The 21567-nt window shown below is 46.6% G+C and carries 16 protein-coding genes and 1 pseudogene; 13 read left to right on the top strand and 4 right to left on the bottom strand.

Translation table 11 applies throughout. The features are described from left to right. The first annotated feature begins 265 nt into the window (after window positions 1-265). Complete coding sequence (locus H5336_RS09790; protein ID WP_185235711.1) at window positions 266-1255, top strand: transposase; 990 nt, start codon at window positions 266-268, stop codon at window positions 1253-1255. 721 nt (window positions 1256-1976) lie between these two features. Here the strand turns inward: H5336_RS09790 and H5336_RS09785 are convergent. Further along, window positions 1977-2315 (bottom strand): helix-turn-helix domain-containing protein, encoded by a 339-nt coding sequence (locus H5336_RS09785; RefSeq protein ID WP_185233691.1) that lies wholly within the window; start codon window positions 2313-2315, stop codon window positions 1977-1979. Window positions 2316-2407: 92 nt separating this feature from the next. On the opposite strand from H5336_RS09785, the gene tnpA reads away from it, so the two are divergent. From tnpA to H5336_RS09760, 5 genes and pseudogenes are all read left to right on the top strand, one after another. Next, complete coding sequence (gene tnpA, locus H5336_RS09780) at window positions 2408-2611, top strand: IS66 family insertion sequence element accessory protein TnpA (RefSeq protein ID WP_185233689.1); 204 nt, start codon at window positions 2408-2410, stop codon at window positions 2609-2611. Window positions 2612-2741: 130 nt separating this feature from the next. Next, a pseudogene (locus tag H5336_RS09775) lies at window positions 2742-2981 on the top strand (IS91 family transposase); the annotation flags it as partial. 257 nt (window positions 2982-3238) lie between these two features. Further along, window positions 3239-3400, top strand: a complete 162-nt coding sequence (locus H5336_RS09770; RefSeq protein WP_185233687.1) for a hypothetical protein — start codon at window positions 3239-3241, stop codon at window positions 3398-3400. 27 nt (window positions 3401-3427) lie between these two features. Then, a complete protein-coding gene (locus tag H5336_RS09765; protein ID WP_185233685.1) occupies window positions 3428-3964 on the top strand; it encodes a hypothetical protein in 537 nt (178 codons plus the stop codon). Further along, window positions 3961-5361 (top strand): TonB family protein, encoded by a 1401-nt coding sequence (locus tag H5336_RS09760; RefSeq protein ID WP_185233683.1) that lies wholly within the window; start codon window positions 3961-3963, stop codon window positions 5359-5361. The genes H5336_RS09765 and H5336_RS09760 overlap by 4 nt, the downstream gene beginning before the upstream one ends. Window positions 5362-5382: 21 nt before the next feature. Here the strand turns inward: H5336_RS09760 and H5336_RS09755 are convergent, their stop codons facing one another. Then, a complete protein-coding gene (locus H5336_RS09755; RefSeq protein ID WP_221628021.1) occupies window positions 5383-5799 on the bottom strand; it encodes an acyltransferase in 417 nt (138 codons plus the stop codon). A gap of 203 nt (window positions 5800-6002) precedes the next feature. Here H5336_RS09755 and H5336_RS09750 point away from each other — a divergent pair, with 203 nt between their 5' ends. After that, window positions 6003-6992, top strand: a complete 990-nt coding sequence (locus H5336_RS09750; protein WP_185235709.1) for a transposase — start codon at window positions 6003-6005, stop codon at window positions 6990-6992. Between the two features lie 766 nt (window positions 6993-7758). Here the strand turns inward: H5336_RS09750 and H5336_RS09745 are convergent. Next, entirely contained in the window at window positions 7759-9243 is a 1485-nt protein-coding gene (locus tag H5336_RS09745) for a family 15 carbohydrate-binding domain-containing protein (RefSeq protein ID WP_185233680.1), read from the bottom strand. A 664-nt stretch (window positions 9244-9907) separates the two neighbouring features. Between H5336_RS09745 and H5336_RS09740 the strand changes: the two genes are divergently transcribed. From H5336_RS09740 to H5336_RS09725, 4 genes are all read left to right on the top strand, one after another. Then, the gene (locus tag H5336_RS09740) at window positions 9908-13438 is read left to right on the top strand and encodes a TonB-dependent receptor (RefSeq protein WP_185233678.1); all 3531 of its coding nucleotides are present in this window, start codon (window positions 9908-9910) and stop codon (window positions 13436-13438) included. A 138-nt stretch (window positions 13439-13576) separates the two neighbouring features. Beyond that, the gene (locus H5336_RS09735) at window positions 13577-15124 is read left to right on the top strand and encodes a tryptophan halogenase family protein (RefSeq protein ID WP_185233676.1); all 1548 of its coding nucleotides are present in this window, start codon (window positions 13577-13579) and stop codon (window positions 15122-15124) included. A 2-nt stretch (window positions 15125-15126) separates the two neighbouring features. Then, the gene (locus H5336_RS09730; RefSeq protein WP_185233674.1) at window positions 15127-16644 is read left to right on the top strand and encodes a tryptophan 7-halogenase; all 1518 of its coding nucleotides are present in this window, start codon (window positions 15127-15129) and stop codon (window positions 16642-16644) included. A 36-nt stretch (window positions 16645-16680) separates the two neighbouring features. After that, on the top strand, window positions 16681-18198 hold the full coding sequence (locus tag H5336_RS09725) for a tryptophan halogenase family protein (protein WP_185233672.1): 1518 nt from the start codon (window positions 16681-16683) through the stop codon (window positions 18196-18198). 9 nt (window positions 18199-18207) lie between these two features. Here H5336_RS09725 and H5336_RS09720 read toward each other — a convergent pair whose 3' ends face one another. Beyond that, entirely contained in the window at window positions 18208-18912 is a 705-nt protein-coding gene (locus tag H5336_RS09720) for a DUF6445 family protein (protein ID WP_185233670.1), read from the bottom strand. A 74-nt stretch (window positions 18913-18986) separates the two neighbouring features. Here H5336_RS09720 and H5336_RS09715 point away from each other — a divergent pair, with 74 nt between their 5' ends. Together H5336_RS09715 and H5336_RS09710 are read left to right on the top strand one after the other, a co-directional pair. Next, window positions 18987-19757: a TlyA family RNA methyltransferase gene (locus tag H5336_RS09715; protein ID WP_185233668.1), complete on the top strand. Its 771-nt coding sequence runs from the start codon at window positions 18987-18989 to the stop codon at window positions 19755-19757. A 111-nt stretch (window positions 19758-19868) separates the two neighbouring features. Continuing rightward, window positions 19869-21560 (top strand): hypothetical protein, encoded by a 1692-nt coding sequence (locus tag H5336_RS09710; protein ID WP_185233666.1) that lies wholly within the window; start codon window positions 19869-19871, stop codon window positions 21558-21560. Window positions 21561-21567: the final 7 nt, after the last annotated feature.

Genomic DNA, 21567 nt, shown 5'->3' with positions numbered 1-21567 from the left:
AAGTTGAGGCCGACAGAAATTAATTTCTAGTCGGCCTTTTTCATTCTAGGCTGAGCTTATTGGAAGATCTTTGCGAAAAAAATAAAAGGACATCCAAAATCTTGACAAGCCTTCCTAACATAAAATAAAAGGACATCCAAAATCTTGACAAGCCTTCCTGGTTCCGGTAATTTGTGCAACCATGACCCAAAGCCATGAAACATTAATCTCTCTCGATTCAACGCCGTTTTACCATTGCTATGTACGCTGTGTTCGGCGTGCATATTTGTGTGGTGACGATCATTCGACGGGTGAGAATTACGATCACCGCAAGCAGTGGATAGTATCGCGCTTGCGTTTTTTGTCGTATGTGTATGCGGTGGACGTGTGTGCTTATGCGGTAATGAGTAATCACTACCATGTTGTGCTGCATGCGGATAAGGCTAGGGCGCAGGCATGGAGTAATAAAGAAGTGGCCGAGCGCTGGATGCAGTTGTATAGCGGCCATATGCTGGTTGATCACTGGCTGGAGAACCCGGAGGCTATTGATGCGGCTACGCAAGCGGCAGTGGATGAGATTATCGAAAAGTGGCGTAAGCGCTTATACGATATCAGCTGGTTCATGCGCGGCGTTAATGAAACCATAGCCCGCATGGCAAACAGCGAAGAGGGTTGTAAAGGCCGGTTTTGGGAGGGGCGTTTTAAAAGTCAGGCCCTATTGGATGAAGCCGCACTACTAAGCTGCATGGCCTATGTCGACCTCAACCCCATTCGGGCGGCGATGGAAACAGATCTTATGGAAAGTGATTTCACCTCCATACAGCAGCGTTTATTCGATTACGTGAAATACAAAAATACCAAATCTAAAGACGAGCAGAAATTGAATGCTCGTATTCAAAAGCAGCGTGAAATTAAAGCTGAAATGGGTTTGGATGCCTTACCCGAAGCGCCGTTAATGCCTTTTGATGGTTCCTCTCATACCGATACTCACCATGCCTTACCCTTTACCCGTGAAGACTATTTTGAGCTTGTGGATACTACTGGCCGTATTCTACGAGACGATAAGCGCGGAGCTATCGCCAGCGAACTTCCGGCCATTGTGTCGCGATTGGGTATTAATCCAAATAAGTGGATCGACCATGTCCAGAATTTTGGCCGCCGTTACGGTTCCAGTGCTGGTTCGGTGGCGCGCATGGCCGATTATGCCCAGGTGTTTGAGCGTAATTGCGGCAAGGGTGTGGCGTGTTCGCAGGCACTTTATTTAAATACGGGTTAGTGTGCCTGGAGTCATTGAATTCGCTTTTTTATAAAAAAGAAAAAGGGGAATTTAAATAAATAAAAAGGTGCCGTGTTGATCTGGCAAACTGAAAGAGGTAATGCTTAATCGCATTAATTGACACCAAATGACCTGCTTGGATTTCAAAAAATAGCTCTTCCTTTAGTGCCTGCTCACAGGGTCTATCAATTAAAGTCCGCCGCAGCGCGGCGACCATCCGTTTGCATGCTTCATGGAACTCGAACACTTTATCGGCGTATTGCCACAGTTGTGGTGGGGGAGAATGCCGTTACGTAGTTGTGAGTGAAATGTTTTTTACGAGATTAAAAATTTAACCAATATCACCCATGAGACTGTCGGCGATATTATTCCGCACCTCCGCACCTCCGCACCTCCGCACCTCCGCACCTCCGCACCTCCGCACCTCCGCACCTCCGCACCTCCGCACCTCCGTAAATCATATAAATCATAGGGGTCAGGCCTTACATTTGACATCAAGCCTTTTTTGAAATTATTTTCTCTTTAGTTGTAAAAGCCCCGGTCAGAGATGGTCGGAAGGTAAATAGGACATCCACTTTAAGCCCCCAAAAAAAGTTCTTTCCTTAGCCGCCTTTAGCGGCTGGGGTATTGGTGACGGAGATAATCGGGACACCCACCCTTAGGAAATCTTAGGAAATCAAAAATCCAGCCGCGTGCTGGGTTTTTTATGCCTGTTATAAACCTATTGCCTTGCCCCTAGCTGACTAGCGGTATGCTTCAAAATCATGCCATCAATCAAAGATTGGATAGCCTTCTGGTCTTCTTCCGACATCTGACTAACCGCCTCAAACTTGAGTTGTAGGTTGTTAGGTAAGTCTCTTTCCCCTTCATCAAAAAGCAGCAAGTCTGCGCTGATATTAAGCGCAATAGCGATTTTACGTAATACGTCTAAAGATGGTTGGGTGTCGCCGGACTCATAGCGCTTTATCTGGGAAACGTGGATACCGATAGTATCAGCCATGACCTGCTGGGTCATTTTTTTATCTTTACGGATCTTTGATAATCGTAGGGAAAAGCTCATGCTTAACGTAACCGTTCATTCCACCCCGTCCTACCCCAAGCCCCCCAGCTAACCTAACCTACCGTCTCAACAAATAAGAAGAGACAAACACCATGAGCAAACAACGCGCCGCCCGAAAGTCACTAACCGAATGGCAAGCATTGGTACAAAAACAAACGAATTCCGGCTTATCAGCCGCCCAGTTTTGCGAAACACACGATATTGGCTACGTTAGCTTTTGTCGGTGGCGCAATAAAGTTCTCTCGGAGCAGGTATTATCGGGTTCAAAAGAGCCATCAAACACGCGTCAAGAATAAGGACATCCACAAACTTTGTTTCAAAACAAGCCTAGGTCGAAAAGAGAGAAAAAGGACATCCAAAAACTTGACATTTAGCTTGTGGATACCACCGGCCGAAAAAAATTAAAGGACATCCGAAAACTTGACAATGAGCTGGATGCAACGCCTCAAGCGAGTGTTCGATATCGAAGTCTGCGAACACTGCGGCGGACAGGTAAAGGTGATTGCCAGTATCGAAGATCCGAAGGTGATTGAGCAGATCCTTAAGCATCTCAAGCAGAAAGCAGCTAAGGTAGATGCTGAAAAACAACACGAATTACCACCGGAGCGGGCACCACCACTGACCCCCACCCTGTTCGACCCATCACAAAGCCGCCTCTTTGACTGACGGCCCCAAATCCAACACTGCCAACTTTGAAAAGGAGCGGTGGGGCAACTTACACCCAGTCAGCCATCACTCAGTGACTTTACCACCAAGCCGAACCTTACTTAGAGTGATTTGAACTGATCCAGCAGTGAAAATTGGGGCTTGAGCGGACTTGAGCAGTAAACGAGTGAGAAGATTTCGGGTATGATGCTTCACTAGAAGGGCAAAAAGGTGGTTTATACTTCCTATACCTTGAGGTGGCACTCCATGCGCGGTGGATGTTATTTGATAATGCAGGAAAAACTGAGTTGGCTGTAGGTAACATTAACTTGTATGCGCAAGCCGAAAATGAATCGGTAGAGGCTTATGTTACTGCTTTAAATGAGTTGTTAAATAGATTTTCTGTAGAGTTGAGTGGTGCTGTTTCTGCTGTGCTCTAATCATTAAAAAAATACGGTGGGGGAATAATGATAAGGGCCGTTTGGGTTCTGTTGCTTTTTTTTGTGAGTGCTCTGTTGCATGCAGATTCATTGAAAAGTGAATATGACTTGTCTAGGGGGGATGAGGTAACTATTCCTATAGAAAAGAGTCTTGGGGATCAATTGGAGTTTGTTGCTGAGATAGAGGTGCCTGTAAATCAATATTCCGTTCCCAGTTTTTACCTTTTCTTAAAAGGCAAAAAGAAAAGCTTGGTTACGCTGGGGCTTGCCGACCATGAATGCACTGGTGCCTATGAGGTTGATCTGGACTATTGGCCCAATAAAAACGATAAAATCAGTCATTACTTTCAAAATAAAATCCCCTGGGAAAACTCTCCGTTAATACGCTTGATTTTCAACAAGAAGATAAAAAGAAAACGCTGGGAGCATACCATTATGGTTGATAATGAACTCTCTACAGTAATAACATACGAACCGGCCAAAGAAATTAAATTAAGCGGCTTCGGTAACGTGAAAGTAACTGGCGTGGCCTTTTCTCAAGCAGAGAGTAATGATAAAGAATGAAAATTACGGTTCAGGCTATTGGGTTTGTCTTGATATTTATTGCATCGCAAGTAGCGCATGCAATTACCTTTTCCGAAGCAATGGGGTTCTATAGTCGAAATGATTTTGATAGAGCTAAAGACGCATTTCTTGAGTTGGCTGTCCTGGGTAATGATCGCGCGATTTTTAATCTAGGAGTTATGAATGTTCGGGGAGAGGCTTTTGAAAAGAATTATGTGCAAGGGCACGCTTGGCTAAAATTATCCGCACTCTATGGAAATGAGACGGCTGATAGTATTGCTAATAAAGTAGCGGCGCGGTTGAATAAAGGTCAGATAGCTAGAGCTGAAGAAGTGTTCGCCGAGTTATTGAAAACCCATGGGCCAAGTGCTGTCCACAAAAACCTACTCTCCTCGGATACAGCTGGCCCATCTCTCACATATTCAAAGCCAAGAGCGCTTCGCAAACGAACCCCTAAGTACCCTAGAACTGAACAGAAAAGAGGGCGTGTAGGGATAGTGGATATTCAGTATTCTATTGGTATTGATGGGACTGTTAGAAATCCAATCGTAATTAATGGGTCCTCAAAAGCATTCGAGAATGTGGCCCTAAAAGCGATAAAAGCATTCCTGTATGAGCCGGCCAGGGTTGGTGATGTTCCCACTGAAGAGTATGGCAGGCGACTACGCTTTATTTTCCAGTTGACAGGCGCTGAAATTAATAAAGATTATGTCGAAGATCTGGTAGGCAAGGCCAAGGCGGCGGCCTATGATGGAACGGGCAAGGATAAATACATCTACGCGGTTACCTTAGCCATGATTCGCAGTGTGGGCTCTAGTATGAAAGGTTATTCAGAGCTTGAATTGGAAAGGGAAGGTAAGTGGTATCAAAAGTCTGCTCAGGATGGATTTTCAGTGGCGAAGTACGAGTTGGGGCGCCGGTTGTCATACGGCCAACAGTGTGCGATTGATCTGGATAAATCGTATTTTTGGCTGGAAAGCGCTGCGGAGGAAAAGGTGCCTGATGCTCAATTACTATTGGGCATTGAGGTTTATCATGGCGCGCGCTACGAAAGAAACGTTGACCAGGGCATAGCTTTATTGCGAGAGGCCGCTGATTCGAATTTTGTGCCTGCAAAAATCCAGTACGCTTGGGTGTTGGCGACGTCTGCAAATGATGCGATTTACAACCCGAAATTGGCGAAGCGTTATCTTGAGGGTATAGAGGCGAAGACGCTGACTGAAAAGATAGGGTATTTCGATACCATGGCGGTAGTACAGTATTCCATGGGCGATTTTAAGCAGGCAAAGTCAGCGATCAAAAAAGCCTATAAAGAACGAAAGGAATCAGACCTGCCGGGTGGGACAACGGAACAAATTGAAACGCTAATGATGAGTGGGAAATCCTTTCGGATTTAAGCGTTACTTATGGCTTTCCAGTTAATCTCGGTTTGATGGTATCAACAAGCTTTTTAGCCAATGGAAAAAACCGTTGTCTTTGTTAAATACAGCCTCCAGGGTTTCCTGGCTCTGCCAATAATCCTCAGGCTGATTAAATAAATATTCCCGTTTTAACATCCGCTTATTCGGGTTGATCTCTTTCACTATTTTTGCAGGGTTACCAGCGGCAATGGTATTGGCGGGAATAGATTTAGTGACTACTGCGCCAGCACCGATAATACTGTTCTCCCCAATAGTGACACCCTTGCCAATAATCGCCCGCTGGCCAATCCATACATTTTCTTTCAGCGTTACCGGTTTTGTGCAGCGAAATGGCCGAACGCGATTATACTGGAGTGGCAGTACGCGGGACTGGAGCAGGGTCGGGCCGGTGTGGCTAAACCCTGACGATAACAAAGCGAAGTTAGATAAAGTAATTTAAGTTGATGCGACTAAATAAAAGGACATCCAAAAAAATAAATAAAAGGACATCCAAAAACTTGACAAGCCTTCCTGGTCCGGTAATTTGTGTAACCATGACCCAAAGCCGTGAAACATTAATCTCTCTCGATTCAACGCCGTTTTACCATTGCTATGTACGCTGTGTTCGGCGTGCATATTTGTGTGGTGACGATCATTCGACGGGTGAGAATTACGATCACCGCAAGCAGTGGATCGTATCGCGCTTGCGGTTTTTGTCGTATGTGTATGCGGTAGATGTGTGCGCTTATGCGGTAATGAGTAATCATTACCATGTGGTGTTGCATGCGGATAAGCCTAGGGCGCAGGCTTGGACTAATAAAGAAGTGGCCGAGCGCTGGATGCAGTTGTATAGCGGCCATATGCTGGTTGATCACTGGCTGGAGAACCCGGAGGCTATTGATGCGGCTACGCAAGCGGCAGTGGATGAGATTATCGAAAAGTGGCGTAAACGTTTATACGATATCAGCTGGTTCATGCGTGGCGTTAATGAAACCATAGCCCGCATGGCAAACAGCGAAGAGGGTTGTAAAGGCCGGTTTTGGGAGGGGCGTTTCAAAAGCCAGGCCCTATTGGATGAAGCCGCGCTATTAAGCTGCATGGCCTATGTCGACCTCAACCCCATTCGGGCGGCGATGGAAACAGACCTTATGGAGAGTGATTTCACCTCCATACAGCAGCGTTTATTCGATTACGTAAAATACAAAAATACCAAATCTAAAGACGAGCAGAAATTGAATGCTCGTATTCAAAAGCAGCGTGAAATTAAAGCTGAAATGGGTTTGGATGCCTTACCCGAAGCGCCGTTAATGCCTTTTGATGGTTCCTCCCATACCGATACTCACCATGCCTTACCCTTTACCCGTGAAGACTATTTTGAGCTTGTGGATACTACTGGCCGTATTCTACGAGACGATAAGCGCGGGGCCATCGCCAGCGAACTTCCGGCTATTGTGTCGAGGTTGGGTATTAATCCAAATAAGTGGATCGACCACGTTCAAAACTTTGGGCGCCGTTACGGTTCCAGTGCCGGTTCAGTGGCGCGCATGGCCGATTATGCCCAGGTGTTTGAGCGTAATTGCGGCAAGGGTGTGGCGTGTTCGCAAGCACTTTATTTAAATACGGGTTAGTGTATCTGGAGTTATTGAATTCGCTTTTTTATGAAAAAGAAAAAGGGAAATTTAAATAAATAAAAAGGTGCCGTGTTGATCTGGAAAACTGAAAGAGGTATTGCTTAATCGCATTAATTGACACCAAATGACCTGCTTGGATTTCAAAAAATAGCTCTTCCTTTAGTGCCTGCTCACAGGGTCTATCAATTAAAGTCCGCCGCAGCGCGGCGACCATCCGTTTGCATGCTTCATGGAGCTCGAACACTTTATCGGCGTATTGCCACAGTTGTGGTGGGGGAGAATGCCGTTACGTAGTTGTGAGTGAAATGCTTTTTACGAGATTAAAAATTTAACCAGTATCACCCATGAGGCTGTTGGCGATATTATTCCGCACCTCCGCACCTCCGCACCTCCGCACCTCCGCACCTCCGCACCTCCGCATGGCGAATACGGATAACAGCCGTTTTTTTGTGTACCCAATGGCTTTAGAATTAAATTCTTGCCGGCACAATTATTCCTGCATTGTTCAAGCTAGTTATATGCTTGTAGCTGTGCGCGGGAGTACTAGAATTGGAGGTTTAAAAAATTCTGACAGCTGAGCGGCTTTGCGTGTTGGAAGTGTTTTGTTCTAGAAGCTAAATAAGGACGTGAGATATTAAACCCATGCACATATCTATGGGTTATGGTCAGCGAAAAAAACCGAGGGCGAAAGATTTTCGGTGCAAATAAAAACGCCCCTGCAAGAGGGGCGTTTTAGGTTCGTAGGGTTAATGCCTATCGATGGTTAATCGATCTGAATATCGGTGATTGTAAGGGTGCCGGTGGGTGCGACACTGTTGGCTTCTTTAACTTGAATACCGATTTTCATTGAATCTGTATCGTCGAAATCAAACGCGCCACTTTCTTCGACCGTGCATTCATAGGATATGCCATCTGTAGTAAGGTTGGCGCCGCCATTAATCCAGCAGCCCCACTCACCGGTGCCAGAGTTCAACTGAGCATATGGCTGAATGTTTGCGCCGCTATCTATGAACTCCTGACTCGGTTTGATGGAGAAAGTAAACTTGGATCCATCAAAGTTTTGCGGGCCAGCGTATGTGTAATACAGCTGGTGGTCCGCAGCTGTAGGTGAGTAGGAAACACCTGCATCACTGTAGTCGACAGTGAGATCAGTTGAGACTGTCCAGCCAGAGTCGAGCGGTACATCTGACCCACCACTTTCTTCTGCATAGTAAATACGCTCAATGGAAATATTTTCAACGGGATCGAAGCTTCTACCTTCGCCCTTTATTTGTAGAGCGATTCGTTGCGTATCGACGGGAGCAGAAGCTACGTTATAGCTGATTATGAACGTGCCTTCTGTAAGTGAGCTTTTGTCTACCCATTGAGACCAGTCAGCGTCATACGATCCGGAGTTTTGTTGAACGTACGGCTGGAGGCTGATTCCTGCGTCAATGAACTCCTGAGGAATATCTAGGACGTAATATATGGTAGTGCCGTTGAAGTCTTTTGGCGCTTCGATTGTATACATGGCGATTTGATCGTCATTGTCCCAGTCCGGTTCGATAACAACGCCACGGTCAGCATCATAGGACAGCGTGTTTGATCTCCAGTCAGGGCTCCAGCCGGCTAATCCAGGCTCAATAGGGATATCTACTACTTCAGATCTTGGCGCTTCGCCCTTTAGGGAGGCGTGGTCGATATAGATCACGGCGCCGTTGTTGAGTTCGTCTGATAGCTGCGCAGGCAATTGAATACTAGTAACTCCAGCAGGTACCTCAAAGCTAAAGGCCACTTTCTGCCAAGAACTGGTGATTTCAATTTGCTGTGAGCCAAGTGCTGTCCAGGGTGATTCTTCAAGTTGGGCAGTAAAGTTGGCTATAGCGCCATTGGTTCCTAGCACCCACGCTGAAAAATGGTAAGTGTAGAACTCCTCTACAGGCACGGCGACAGGGCCAGCGCCTATATCCCATAGATTATCACCGGCTGCTTCAATCGACACTTTGAATGACTGCGCGCCAGTGTAGTATTGTTCCGTACTTAACTCGAAAGTGGCTGTTCCGGAATTCGCATATCCATTCCAGCCTATGGCCTCTGTAGTACTTTCTTCAAGGTTTCCGTTTTGAACAACACCGCTATCGGGCAGGCTGGGTTCTACGCGTGGGGGAATTTCTTCGTAAGGGCCGGAGCTGTAATTCTCGTAGCTCTCCCCGAAGCAGGCGGTTAAGCCTAACGCTATAACACTGATTAGTAGGGGTCTGTATAACATTTTTAATCCTTCTAATTATTATTTGTAGGCGGAGCTTACTCTCACGTATTTTGTGTTTTTAACTGTCAAGCGGGCTGGTGTTTCTCTGTTTTTTTATAGCCAGCACAGCGCTGCTTGCCAGCTAGCATACCTGCGCAATTTCGGCGTGTCTAGATAATAGTCTTATCTACTTTAAGGTGGTGTCTGGGGGGGTGTGGTTAGCGAAACATAAGGCAATTAACGGGTTGAAAACGCTTTATGAGAAAAGCTTTTCGTAGATTGCTGTATATAATTGCGATACTTTAGCGGTAGGGTGCGAGTAGTTAGAGCGCGCTGAAAAATGGCGTCAAAAATGGCAGTGAGACTCAATTTTGGTTTGCTTGTAATACTGTCTAACCGTACGGTCATACCAAAAGCGTTATTTTTGGTATGCCGATTAAGGCGTTAATGTTTGATTGTGGTAATTAAGGTGCCGATTGGTCTTATAGGGGGCTTATTTCCCGTTTGACTAAAAGTCTTGATTGTTGCAGTATTTATCGCGCGTAATATTTATTATGTAAAAATGCTGTGTTCATAATCATAATTCGCAAGGCATTTTGCATTCGGGCGCTGTCGCTTCCCACCTGGCGGCCCAAAAACCAAAAAATTAATTTGTTCAAGAAACAATAATAAAGAGAGTTTGTGTATGTCTGCTAATACTAAGAAGTTTGGGGCTAGAGCGGGAATTAGCTTGGCGTCGTCTCTGGTGGTGCTCACAAGTGCCTTGGCAGCGCAGCGAGTGCTTGCACAGGATGCTGTAGAGGAAGCCCAACTAGAAGAAGTTGTAGTAGAGGGGTCTCGTGCAAGCCTGCAGAATGCGCAGGAGATTAAGCGCCAGGCCGATACCTTTGTGGATGCCGTTTCGGCCAATGATATAGGCGCGCTGCCCGATCGAAGTGTACTGGAAGCCATGCAGCGTATTCCTGGCGTATCTATTGAGCGTTTTCAGGCGAATGACGATCCGGACCATTTCAGTATGGAAGGCTCCGGCGCTGTTGTTCGGGGTATGACGCAGACACGATCTGAATTCAATGGTCGTGATACGTTCACCGCCAACTCTGGTCGAGGACTCTCGTGGCAAGATGTGCCCCCCGAATTGATGAAAACTGTAGCGGTATATAAGAACCAAACCGCGGATATGATTGAAGGTGGTATTGCGGGGAGTGTCAACTTGGTTACCCGTTTGCCGTTCGATGCCGACGGTATGCAGGTCGCCTTCTCGTATGATATGACATACGGCGACATTATAGAGGAGTATTCTCCTAAGTATTCCGCATTATTCAGTAACCGATGGGACACCAATATTGGTGAGGTTGGTTTCCTCGTTAATGTTTCCGATGACCATCTGGAAGGCACGTCCCACGGTATTCAAACCGATAAATTCGAATTGCGTGGTCTCGATTCTCCTCTGCCCGGGGTTATTCCTGATTTTGAGATTGCAAACCCTTATGTTTACGATGGCTCATTTGGCCGCGGTGTTGTAGATCGTCAACCTCGAACCAACATAGATGGTTCGCAATTGTTCTGTGTTGACCCCAATGCCGCAGATGCGCCGGCGAATTGCACTAATCAAGGTGCCTTGATTCCAAACGGCGCCAATATCAGTATGAAAAATGATAAGCGTGATCGTTCCGGTCTGAATGTTGCGTTGCAATGGCGCAGCCCTAATGAAACAGTTGAGGCGACAGCGTCTTATCTGCGTTCTGAAGCAACTCTGGACTGGCTGGAAAATTCACTGCGTAACCAAAGCGACTATAATTCCGCCGAGCAGTGGTATCAGCCTTATGCAGAAACCGAATATGGTTTCGACGACGAAGGTGTTTTCACCCATGGCTCATTGACCAATATTGCTACCGGCTGGCGCGGTGATGGCGACCGTATACCTCAGAATGCCGATTGGGCGGCTGCCCCAGTGCAGCATTTTGGTATTCGTTATGTTACGGAAAGCCGTCATCAAGTACAGCATACAACTGTGGAAGATACGGCATTTAATTTGAAGTGGACGCCCAACGAAAAATTGGAACTTGAGGCCGATTTTCAATATGTAAACGCCGATACCGATGACGATTCAAATACCTATATGTTCGGCACCTTTATGAACCAAGGTTACGATACTCGCGGTAAAACACCGAAGTTGACTATATACAACCCTTGGTCATTGGCTACTCAAGAAGAGGCCGATAAAGCCGCTACCGAGCCGCAAGACAACCCTACTGATTGGGCTAGCGAAGAGGCGTATTTTTCACAAGAAAGCTCCTATGTTAACTATGCGGCAATGGACCACATTGAACGCAGCAATGGTGAATCTACGGCAGGTCGTTTTGATGCGACCTATTTCATAGACGATAGTATTATTACCAAAGTGAAGGGCGGTATTCGTCACGCCGAGCGCGAGCAGATTGTGCGTAGAACTACCTACAATTGGGGCGCTATCGAGCCTTTCTGGCAGAATGATGGTGCTTGGTTAGATGAGTATCCAGACCGTCTTATGGATAATAATGGCAGAGTGGTCACGCTTGCGGACAGAATAGACTGGAGTAATTTTTTTCGTGGTGGCGTTGCAGAGTTTGATGGCCCCGATAGTACCACCATTCATCCCTCTGCAGAGTTGATGGACGCTAAAGCGAGTTGGGGTGATATGTTCTGGGATTTAATCCAAGACGATTGTGGTGACTGGCGACCACTTGACGGACGGATTGATCAAGAGCTATTTAACGATGACGGCTCTTGTGCGAACGTACCTCTGGATGATTTAAATGGCCCTTATCGCAATAATGAGATTACCGATTCTACTGAAACCAATAATGCTTACTATATTCGTGCGGATTTTGAATTGGATACAGCGGTTAGGCTTATCGGTAATGTGGGTGTACGAGTAGTTTCAATAGAGTCGACATCTGTGGGCAATACTCGATATCCTGATTTAAGGCCAGGGCGTTTACCGCCAAGTGGGTTTAATCCATATACCTTTGACCCTCACGACAGGGATTTGTATCCAAACCCTGCTACAGACCTGCCGTATAACCTTTACGATGATAGTTCTGAGTTTTTGGGTGACGTAAATAACTTTCTTCCTCAGGAGTGGACAGATTTCGGAAACGGGGTGTCGTCTGTTGATTATGCGAGTCAACGCTACACAAAAACCCTGCCGAGTTTGAATATTAAGGCAGAATTCACACCTGAACTGATTGGCCGTTTCGCGGTATCGAAAGCGATTGCACTACCTGATATTGGCGATATGCGTAATTACACAAGCATTAGTGCCTCTGAATTACAGAAGTCGAATTTGGAACCCGTGTTTACTGCGCAAAACCCTCATCCAGATGCGCCAGCGGGTTCTGGTTCGGGTAACCCTGTGGATAACGATGGTGCAGACCTTAGTCAACAGGACATAGTCGATGTTAACAGTATCACTCTTGCCAGCTGGACAGCAGACGCCGGTAACCCCTTCCTCAAACCTATGGAATCAATACAGTTTGATGCATCGGTTGAGTGGTACTTCAGCGACAGCAACAGTTTAACGGCATCGATATTTTATAAAGATTTGAAGAACTTCTTTATACGTGGAGCCGTGAATCGAGAGTTTATTAACCCGGCAACGGGTGTTGCGCAGGATGTAGTTGTTACCAGTAGAATGAACGGTGGTGAGGGCAAGATGCAGGGCATCGAGCTAAACTATCAGCAATTCTTTGACATGTTGCCCGAACCGTTTGACGGTCTAGGAACACAAATCAATTACTCCTACATTGATGCCTCTGGTGTGCCTAATACTGGTACGAATGGTGGTGATTCATTTGAAGACACTGATGAATTAATATCGGCTACTAACTCCAACGAAATTGGTCTGGAGGGGCAGTCTGAACATACCACTAACCTTATTTTGATGTACCAGAAGAGCGACTTTGATGCGCGTATTGCCTACAACTGGCGTTCAGAATACTTGCTGACATCCTACGATAATATTTCGCGCATGCCGGTGTACAATGAAGCTGCAGGCTTTATGGATGCCTCAATATTTTATAATTTAACCGATAACTTTAAGATTGGCCTGCAGGGCGTAAACTTGCTTAATACACAGACTCAAACTTACCAGTTAGTTGATGATGAGCATAAGCTTGGCCGCTCTTGGTTTGTGAATGATCGTCGTTATAGTTTGATTGTTCGCGCGAATTTCTAATTAACTCGTTCAGTTAAGCCTGTTCAATAAAAGCGCACCCATTGGTGCGCTTTTTTGTTTGTGTTAAGTGAGCGTTCGGGTTTTAAGCATGTTTGTGTGGTTTTAAAAATCTAGTAGTCAATTGAGCTTAGGTGCACTGTGAACGAAACAGTCCAAAGAAAAATTATTATAGTGGGCGGTGGAACGTCTGGCTGGATGACTGCGGCGTTAATGGTCCGATTACTTGACCAAGACAAGTTTTCCATTTGTTTGATTGAGTCCGAACAACTCGGGACCGTGGGGGTGGGCGAAGCTACAATACCCCCTATTCGCGAATTTAATTATCTTTTGGGTATAGATGAAGCCGAGTTTTTAAAAGAAACGAGTGCTACATACAAATTGGGCATTAAGTTCGAGGGTTGGGGTACTGCGCAGTCGAGTTACCTGCATTCGTTTGGTGTTCACGGCCGCAAACTTGATGGTATTAGTTTCCACCACTACTGGTTGAAGGCCAGGCAATATAGCCAAACTACACCGCCTTTTGATGGTTTTGCACTGCCAGGCCGTATGGCTAAAAACAACACCTTTTGCTACCCCGAGCATAACAACTCAAATCTACACACGCATTCCTATGCCTATCATTTTGACGCCGTTCGTTACGCACTCTTTTTGCGTAGGTGGAGCGAAGGCAAAGGGGTTATTCGCCAGGAAGGGCAAGTTGAACAGGTTATTCTGGATGCCGAAGACGGCAGTATAAGCCAGCTACGCATGACCGATGGCAGTGAGCATGCCGCCGATCTGTTTATCGATTGTTCAGGGTTTAAATCGTTATTATTAGGCGAGGCTCTTGGGGTTGGCTATGAGGATTGGAGTCAATGGTTGCCTTGCAACAAAGCCTTGGCCATGCGAACTTCGTTAGAGTGTGCACCTGCGCCCTATACTCTTTCAAGTGCAAAATCGGCGGGGTGGCAGTGGAAAATTCCGTTGCAGACCCGTATGGGGAATGGTTTGGTTTACGCCTCTGATTTTATCAGCGACGAACGCGCGGAGCATCATTTTACCGCTGATTGTAGTGGTACGCCCGAAGCTTCAATTCGAACCTTTAACTTTACCGCGGGGCGGCGTAAAAAAAGCTGGGAAAAAAACTGTATCGCAATTGGTCTTTCCTCCGGTTTTTTAGAGCCGTTAGAATCGACAAGTATTTATCTCATTCAGGCGGCTATCTACAAGTTGATGGAGTTATTTCCTCTGGATGGCCATGCGCATAGCGAGCGAGATGAATTTAATCGTGGCATGGCGACTGAATATGAACGCATTCGTGATTTCCTGATTTTGCACTACAAGTTAAATCGTCGGGAAGACAGTGATTTTTGGCGTTATTGCGCCAATATGAGTGTGCCGGATAGCCTTCAGCATAAGATGGCGTTGTTTAGAGATACAGGAGCAATTATTGAATACGATGAAGGCTCTTTTGCCGAACCTAGCTGGCTCGCGGTTTACCTTGGACAAGGTTATTATCCAAATAATGTACACCCGCTAATTGAGCGCTACTCCATAAAGCAACTGGATAGCGTGCTTTTCGATATGACCAGTGAATTGGATGCATGCATGAGCAATGCTTCGAATCCACAGGAAGTTTTAGCCAAGGTGATAAGCGGCGAAAAAATAATTAGCCGCCAGCCGGTAACCGGCATGTACGGAAGTTGATGATGACGAGTAGTGAATGTGGGGGCCGGGCTCCAGCCAGTATTTTGATTGTCGGCGATGCTGTTAGCGCCCTGATGACCGGCGTTTTTTGCAGGCGAATGTATACTGAGACAAGCACGTCCATTCGTATCGTTATAACAGATACTGAAGAGCTTGCCGATGGCCCGGTCAGTGTTCGCCCCGATTTCAAAGATTTTCTGGACTATATCGCGTTACCCGAACATCAATTTGTGGCATCTACCGCCGCTGCATTTAAACTGGCAAATGTGTACACCGGATGGCCTGCACAAGGGCATTACTTTTTTCATACGTTTGGTAGCTACGGTCTGCCTATGGGCGCTGTACCTTTCCATTTGGCCGTTAATCGATTGCGAGATTCGGGTGCTGCCACAGGCCCGTTTCATGAATATTCTCTTTCTGCAGGCGCGGCTATGGTCGATAGATTTGCGCATCCTTTGGAAGATACACGCTCGGTTTTTTCTACGTTAAGTTACGGCTTGCATTTTAATGTCAAAAAATTCTGCCATTTACTGGAATCGCAATGTGTTGATGCGGGGGTCGATATTTTAAGGGAGCGCAGCGTTGGTGTGAGCGTGTCTGAAGATGGGGTTAGTATAAGAGCCGTACAATTAGCGAACCAACACTGTGAGGCTGACTTATTTATCGATTGTTCGAAACAGCGTTTTTTGTGCGCAAAGCTCGAAACCAGCAGAAAGCAGCCGCCGATTAGTTGGCAGGGTACTATGCCATTTAATCTTCAGCGTAGCGTTACGGTGAAAAAACGACCGCGAAGCTATGCTTGCGACGCCATTGTCGCTAAAAAATTCGGTGTGGAGTTTTTGCAGGCCGATAGAGAATTTATGCGTATCACGCGGTACTCCAATACGCAGGCAGTGGATAGTGAATATGAGGCCAATATAGCGCCTGAAGGTGAATGGCCCCGCGTCGAGCAGCGCCTAGTTAATAGTGATTTTCGCGCCGCGCAGAGTTGGTTAGGGAATTGTATTGCGATAGGCCCGGCTGCTATTGAGATTAGCTCGCCTATTGTTTCGGCCGTGGATTTAACTTGGGCGGGGTTAAGGCCACTTAAGCTGTGCTCCCCGGTTGTGTCGAACAGTGAAAGTGTGCAAAAGGCCTATAGCGATAAACTTTCGTATTTATACGATAGCGTTAAAGATTACGCAGCATTGGTATATGACTTAGTTGAACCGCGCGACGGCGTTCCCTGGCGTAAAGCCTGTGAGTTTAACTACACGCCCGCAATGTTGAGATTGCTGCAACTCTACGATTCGCGAGGCAGGGCGCCAACTCAGGAGAAAGGCTTGTTCGGCGCGGAAGAGGTGCTTTCTTTGTTGATGGGTTTAGGGCGTTTTCCGCATAGTGTAGACGTGTTGACGCAACAGGTATCGATTGAGCAAGTTCAGCAGCATGTTCAGCAGATTCGAGCGGCTGTAAGTGTAGCGGTGCAAAAATTACCGCATCACGAGGACTATCTGAGGCGATTTCTGGCTAAATCGTGATAAAAAATATGATGACTAAAGTGGAAAGGTAGCGGTATGACGACGAATAATAATATTAAAAAAGTGCTCATCGTAGGCGGTGGTACCGCAGGCTGGATGGCAGCAGCGGCGATTTCAAAATTTGTCAGTGCCGAAGCCTGTGAAATTCAGCTGGTAGAATCGGAGAAGTATCCTACTGTCGGCGTCGGTGAAGCTACAATTCCACAAATAGTGGTATTCAATAAAACATTGGGCTTAGATGAAAACGAGTTTATAAAAAAAACCCAAGGCACATTTAAGTTGGGCATTGAATTTGTGAACTGGGGTAAAAATGGCGACCGTTATATGCATGCCTTTGGTGATGTTGGGCGCAATATGCATTCATTGCCTTTTCATCAGTTATGGTGGAAGCAATTCCAGCAAGGCAAAGCCGAGGACCTTGGTGCCTATGCTTTGAACAGTGTTGCCAGCTATCAAGGCAAATTTATGCGGCCGGTGAATGCGGGTGACTCGCCATTATCCAGTATTTCGTATGCTTTTCAGTTTGACGCAGGCCTGTATGCTGCTTTTCTTCGCGAGCGCGCAGAAGCGCAGGGTGTGAAAAGAACTGAGGCGCATATCGTCGATGTGAAACTCAATAATGAATCCGGTTTTATTGATTCGGTTGTGCTTGAGGATGGTTCAAATATTGAGGCGGATTTATTTATCGATTGCTCCGGCTTTAAGGGATTGTTGATTGAGGAGGCTCTGCATACCGGGTACGAAGATTGGTCTCATTGGTTGCCGGCAGACAGCGCCTGGGCTGTACCTTGTGCGCGTACCGAGCCATTATTGCCGTATACCCGCGCTACCGCACACTCAGCGGGCTGGCAATGGCGTATTCCATTGCAGCACCGTACAGGCAACGGTCATGTATTCAGTTCCAAATATATGGATGAAGCAGAAGCTAAAAATATTTTGCTGAATAATTTAGACGGCAAAGTTTTGGCCGATCCGCGGCTGATTAAATTTACCACGGGTAAGCGAAAAAAGTTGTGGAATAAAAACTGTATCGCCTTGGGGCTGTCGAGTGGTTTTATGGAGCCGCTAGAATCTACCAGTATTCATTTGGTGCAGTCGGCCATTTCGCGTTTGATGGCTATGTTTCCAACTAAAGATTTTAACCACGGAGACATTGACGAATTCAATCGTCAGATGGACTTTGAGTACGAGCGCATTCGCGATTTTGTGATTTTGCATTATAAAGCGACGGAGAGGAACGATTCAGAATTTTGGAACTACTGTCGCACTATGGCGATACCCGAAACACTAGAACACAAAATATCGGCTTTTAAATCCTGCGGGAATATACACCGCTTTAACAATGAGTTGTTTAACGAAGTTAGTTGGGCCGAAGTACTTTACGGCCAAGGGGTTCATCCCGAGCGTTATCACCCACTTGCGGATGGTATTTCAGACGTGGAGCTAGAGCAGCGCATGATGCATGTAAAAAGTGTTGTTGATAAATCAGTGGAATATATGCCATTACAGTCAGAATTTATTGACAAAAATTGCAAAGCCAAAGTGCCAGAGTGATAACGCCATTTACACGGCGCTGCGTAAAAAGGACGTAACCGTTAGTCGGCCTGTTTTTGGGTTTGGGTCGTAATTGTAGTTTTCTGCAATATCGCCGGAATGCAAGCTGGTGCCGCGATAAACTAATAGCCGATTAAAATTTGCGGCGCAGGTTTCAACTCTTTCGAAAAGTTGACTTGTGCCGTGTGTATAACCTTCAGGTAAGCCCAGCGTTTCAAATTCTTTTTCGAGTGATTGGGTAAAGCTGTTTAAGCGTTCATCGTTGATGAATTCATAGCCGGTAGCGCGATGGCGATAAAACGATGTGCCTCCGTATTTTTCATCACATAAAAAGTGCAGAAAGGCGATATCGTTTGGATTGGCGCCATCAATATGAGGGATGCGCTGTAGTGGGTGTAAATTTTTCGCTGGTGTATTGACAATGGACAGGTAAGATTCGGCCAGCTTTACATTCTGGTGATTTAGTTTAAAGGTTGAAGCAATTAAATCGCCCAGTTGTGCGCGAATGAGTTGCAAGTACTGAGGTGGCGAATGTGTGCGAATACCCGGGTATAAGTCGTTACTGGGGGTAAGCTGGCAGTGGCTGCTGGCAAATTGAACAAGCGAGTGGGGGTCTGAGAGAAAGTTCTCGACAATAATTAGGGGTTGTTGATCTTGCCCAATGGATTTAACGGAGTATGTCAAAGAGGGGTGTGCTTGAGAGCTATTCGACATGGACATTGGCGAGCTTTTACGTTGGAATTCGAACTCAGCTTAAGTGTAAAACTGCGAAAACACCAGATACAACCATGAAACGAATAGACGTACTCCTAGTAGACAATCAATTGGTTAAATCGCGTACGGAAGCGCAAAAACTGATTGCAGCCAATTTAGTTGATGTTCGCGAAATGGGTGTTTGGCGTAGGGTGCTGAAGTCGTCGGAAAAGTTTGAAGCCAGTACACTGTTTAAGGTCGCTTTTTCGCAGGAGCAAAAATATGTTTCACGTGCGGGTTTAAAGCTTGAAGCGGCACTAAATCATGTACAGTTGAGCCCGGAAGGCGCAATAGCGCTGGATATTGGCCAGTCTACCGGTGGCTTTACGGACTGCCTGTTACAGCAGGGAGCTGCACAGGTGGTGGGTATTGAGGTTGGCCGGGCCCAGATTGCATCGAGCCTTTTAAGCGATAACCGGGTGGTGACGCTGGAGCAATATAACGCCCGTAACCTCACCCTTGAAGACATGCCTGCAATGGCCCGTCAGGGCTTCGATATAGCGGTAATGGATGTATCGTTTATCTCACAGCACCATATACTTCCGCGTATTCCTGCTGTGTTAAAGCCGGGTGGTCATCTGCTTAGCTTGGTTAAGCCGCAGTTTGAAGTGGGCAAAGACTTTGTCGGCAAAAACGGTATTGTGCGCGATAAGGCCTCATTTCAGCGGGTGGAGCAGCGTATTCATGAGCACCTCACAGAGTTGGGTTTCACCGTGTTAGCGTATCTGCAAAGCCCAATAAAAGGCGGGGATGGAAATCACGAATTCTTAGTGGCAGCTCAAATGAGTAATAACTCAGCCGAGTGAAATGTGCGCCAGATAGAATCCTTGCAACTTCGAGTCAATTTGTTCGTGCCAAGTGCTCCGTGTATTGTTACATTTAGGCTGATATGCCAACGAAGTAGAGTCTGATACTGAATGCAGTTCCTCCTAACAGCCATAATTCTTTTTTGCACACTCTTGGCAACCGGGTGCGGCGGTGGTTCGGATAGCGGACAGTCGAGCCCTCCGGTTGTTGTTCCCTCCCCTGAGCCACGTCAGACACCCACATCTGGGCCTGTATTTTCGCCTGTATCGATTGAAGGTGATATTACAATCTCTGGCCACATTACCTTCGATCTTGTGCCCCACAATGCTTTCGGTGGTCTGGAATACACTAAAGCTGCCCCGGAAGCGGTGCGGGGGGTTACGGTGCAGCTTATGGATGCGACCGACAGCGTGATTCGCCAGAGCAAAACCGACAACGATGGTTTTTACTCTATTGGCGCACCGCCCAATACTCAGGCGCGTGTAGTGGTATTGGCTGAGTACTATAGCGACGCCGGGCCGCAATGGGATTTTGCTGTGGTCGATAACACCGAGGGCGACAGCCTCTACCTGCTGGCCGATACGCTGGCGTTAACCACACGGCTGAACGAAACCCGAGATATTCATGCCGAGTCGGGCTGGAATCGAGTACTCGGCGAGTTTGACGACGAAGCCCATCGCCCCGCTGCGCCCTTTGCTGTTTTACATGCTGTGTACCAAGTTGTGAGTGCTATAGCGGCCGCCGACGATTCCTTTGTTCTACCGGCCTGTACTTTGAATTGGAGTTACCGCAATAAGGCTTCGGCGGGGGATGTAACCGAGGGCTATGTGGGTACGTCCTATTACGACGTATTCAGCAATAGAATTTACATTCTCGGTGATGCCTATAACGACACCGATGAATATGATTTTAGTGTTATTCAGCACGAGCTAGGTCATTTCTTTGAAGATGGCCTATCGCGCAGCGATAGCATTGGAGGTTCGCACGGATTGAGCTCCAAGTTGGATATGCGGGTGGCTTTTAGTGAGGGTTTCTCTAATGCGCTGACCGCGCTAGTGTCGGGTGAACCGAATTATATGGATTCCGCTGGCACTGGCTTGTTCGATAGCTTTCGTTTTAATCTTGAGGACAACCTTTACGGTAATGCCGGCTGGTATAACGAAAATTCCATTGGCAAGGTGCTCTATGACCTAGCAGACAGCCATAATGAATCTGGCGATGCACTGAGCCTGGGTTTTTCTGCCATTTACGATGTTATGACCGCCGATGGTTTTATTCATAGCGATGCCCTGGGCAGTATTTTTCTGTTCAGCGAAATTTTTCGTGAACAACAGCCCACCGCGGTGACAAATGAATTTAAATCGTTGCTGGCCAGTGAAGCTATTTATGGCACAGATCGGTTCGGTTTAGATGAGTCTAACGATGGCGGTGATGTTTCCGTGTTGCCGATCTACAGCAGTATGGTTCAAGGTGAAACAATTGAGGCGTGCAGCAGCAACCGATTTTCTGAAGCTAACGGGCTGGGTGTAAATAGGTTCATTCGACTTAGCATTACCAACCCAGGTTCTGTTCAGTTTCGTATTGAGCGTGTAAATGGAGGGAGTGAAGTCTCTAATCCGAATGCGCGACTTTACAAGAATCGACGATTTATTGCACAGATGATCAGCTCAGTGAATGATCTTGAGGTGGGTGTTGCGCTTTTATCGACGGGCGAGCACGTACTTGAAATATTCGATAAGTATAACGCCGATGAAGACAGCAGTTTGCGTAATACAACCTGTTTTAACGTTAGTGTAATTTGAGAAGGCG

This window comes from Teredinibacter franksiae (assembly GCF_014218805.1).
GTDB lineage: Bacteria > Pseudomonadota > Gammaproteobacteria > Pseudomonadales > Cellvibrionaceae > Teredinibacter > Teredinibacter franksiae.
The sequence above is the reverse complement of the archived record's forward strand: the minus strand, read 5'-3'. Positions and strand labels throughout refer to the sequence as shown.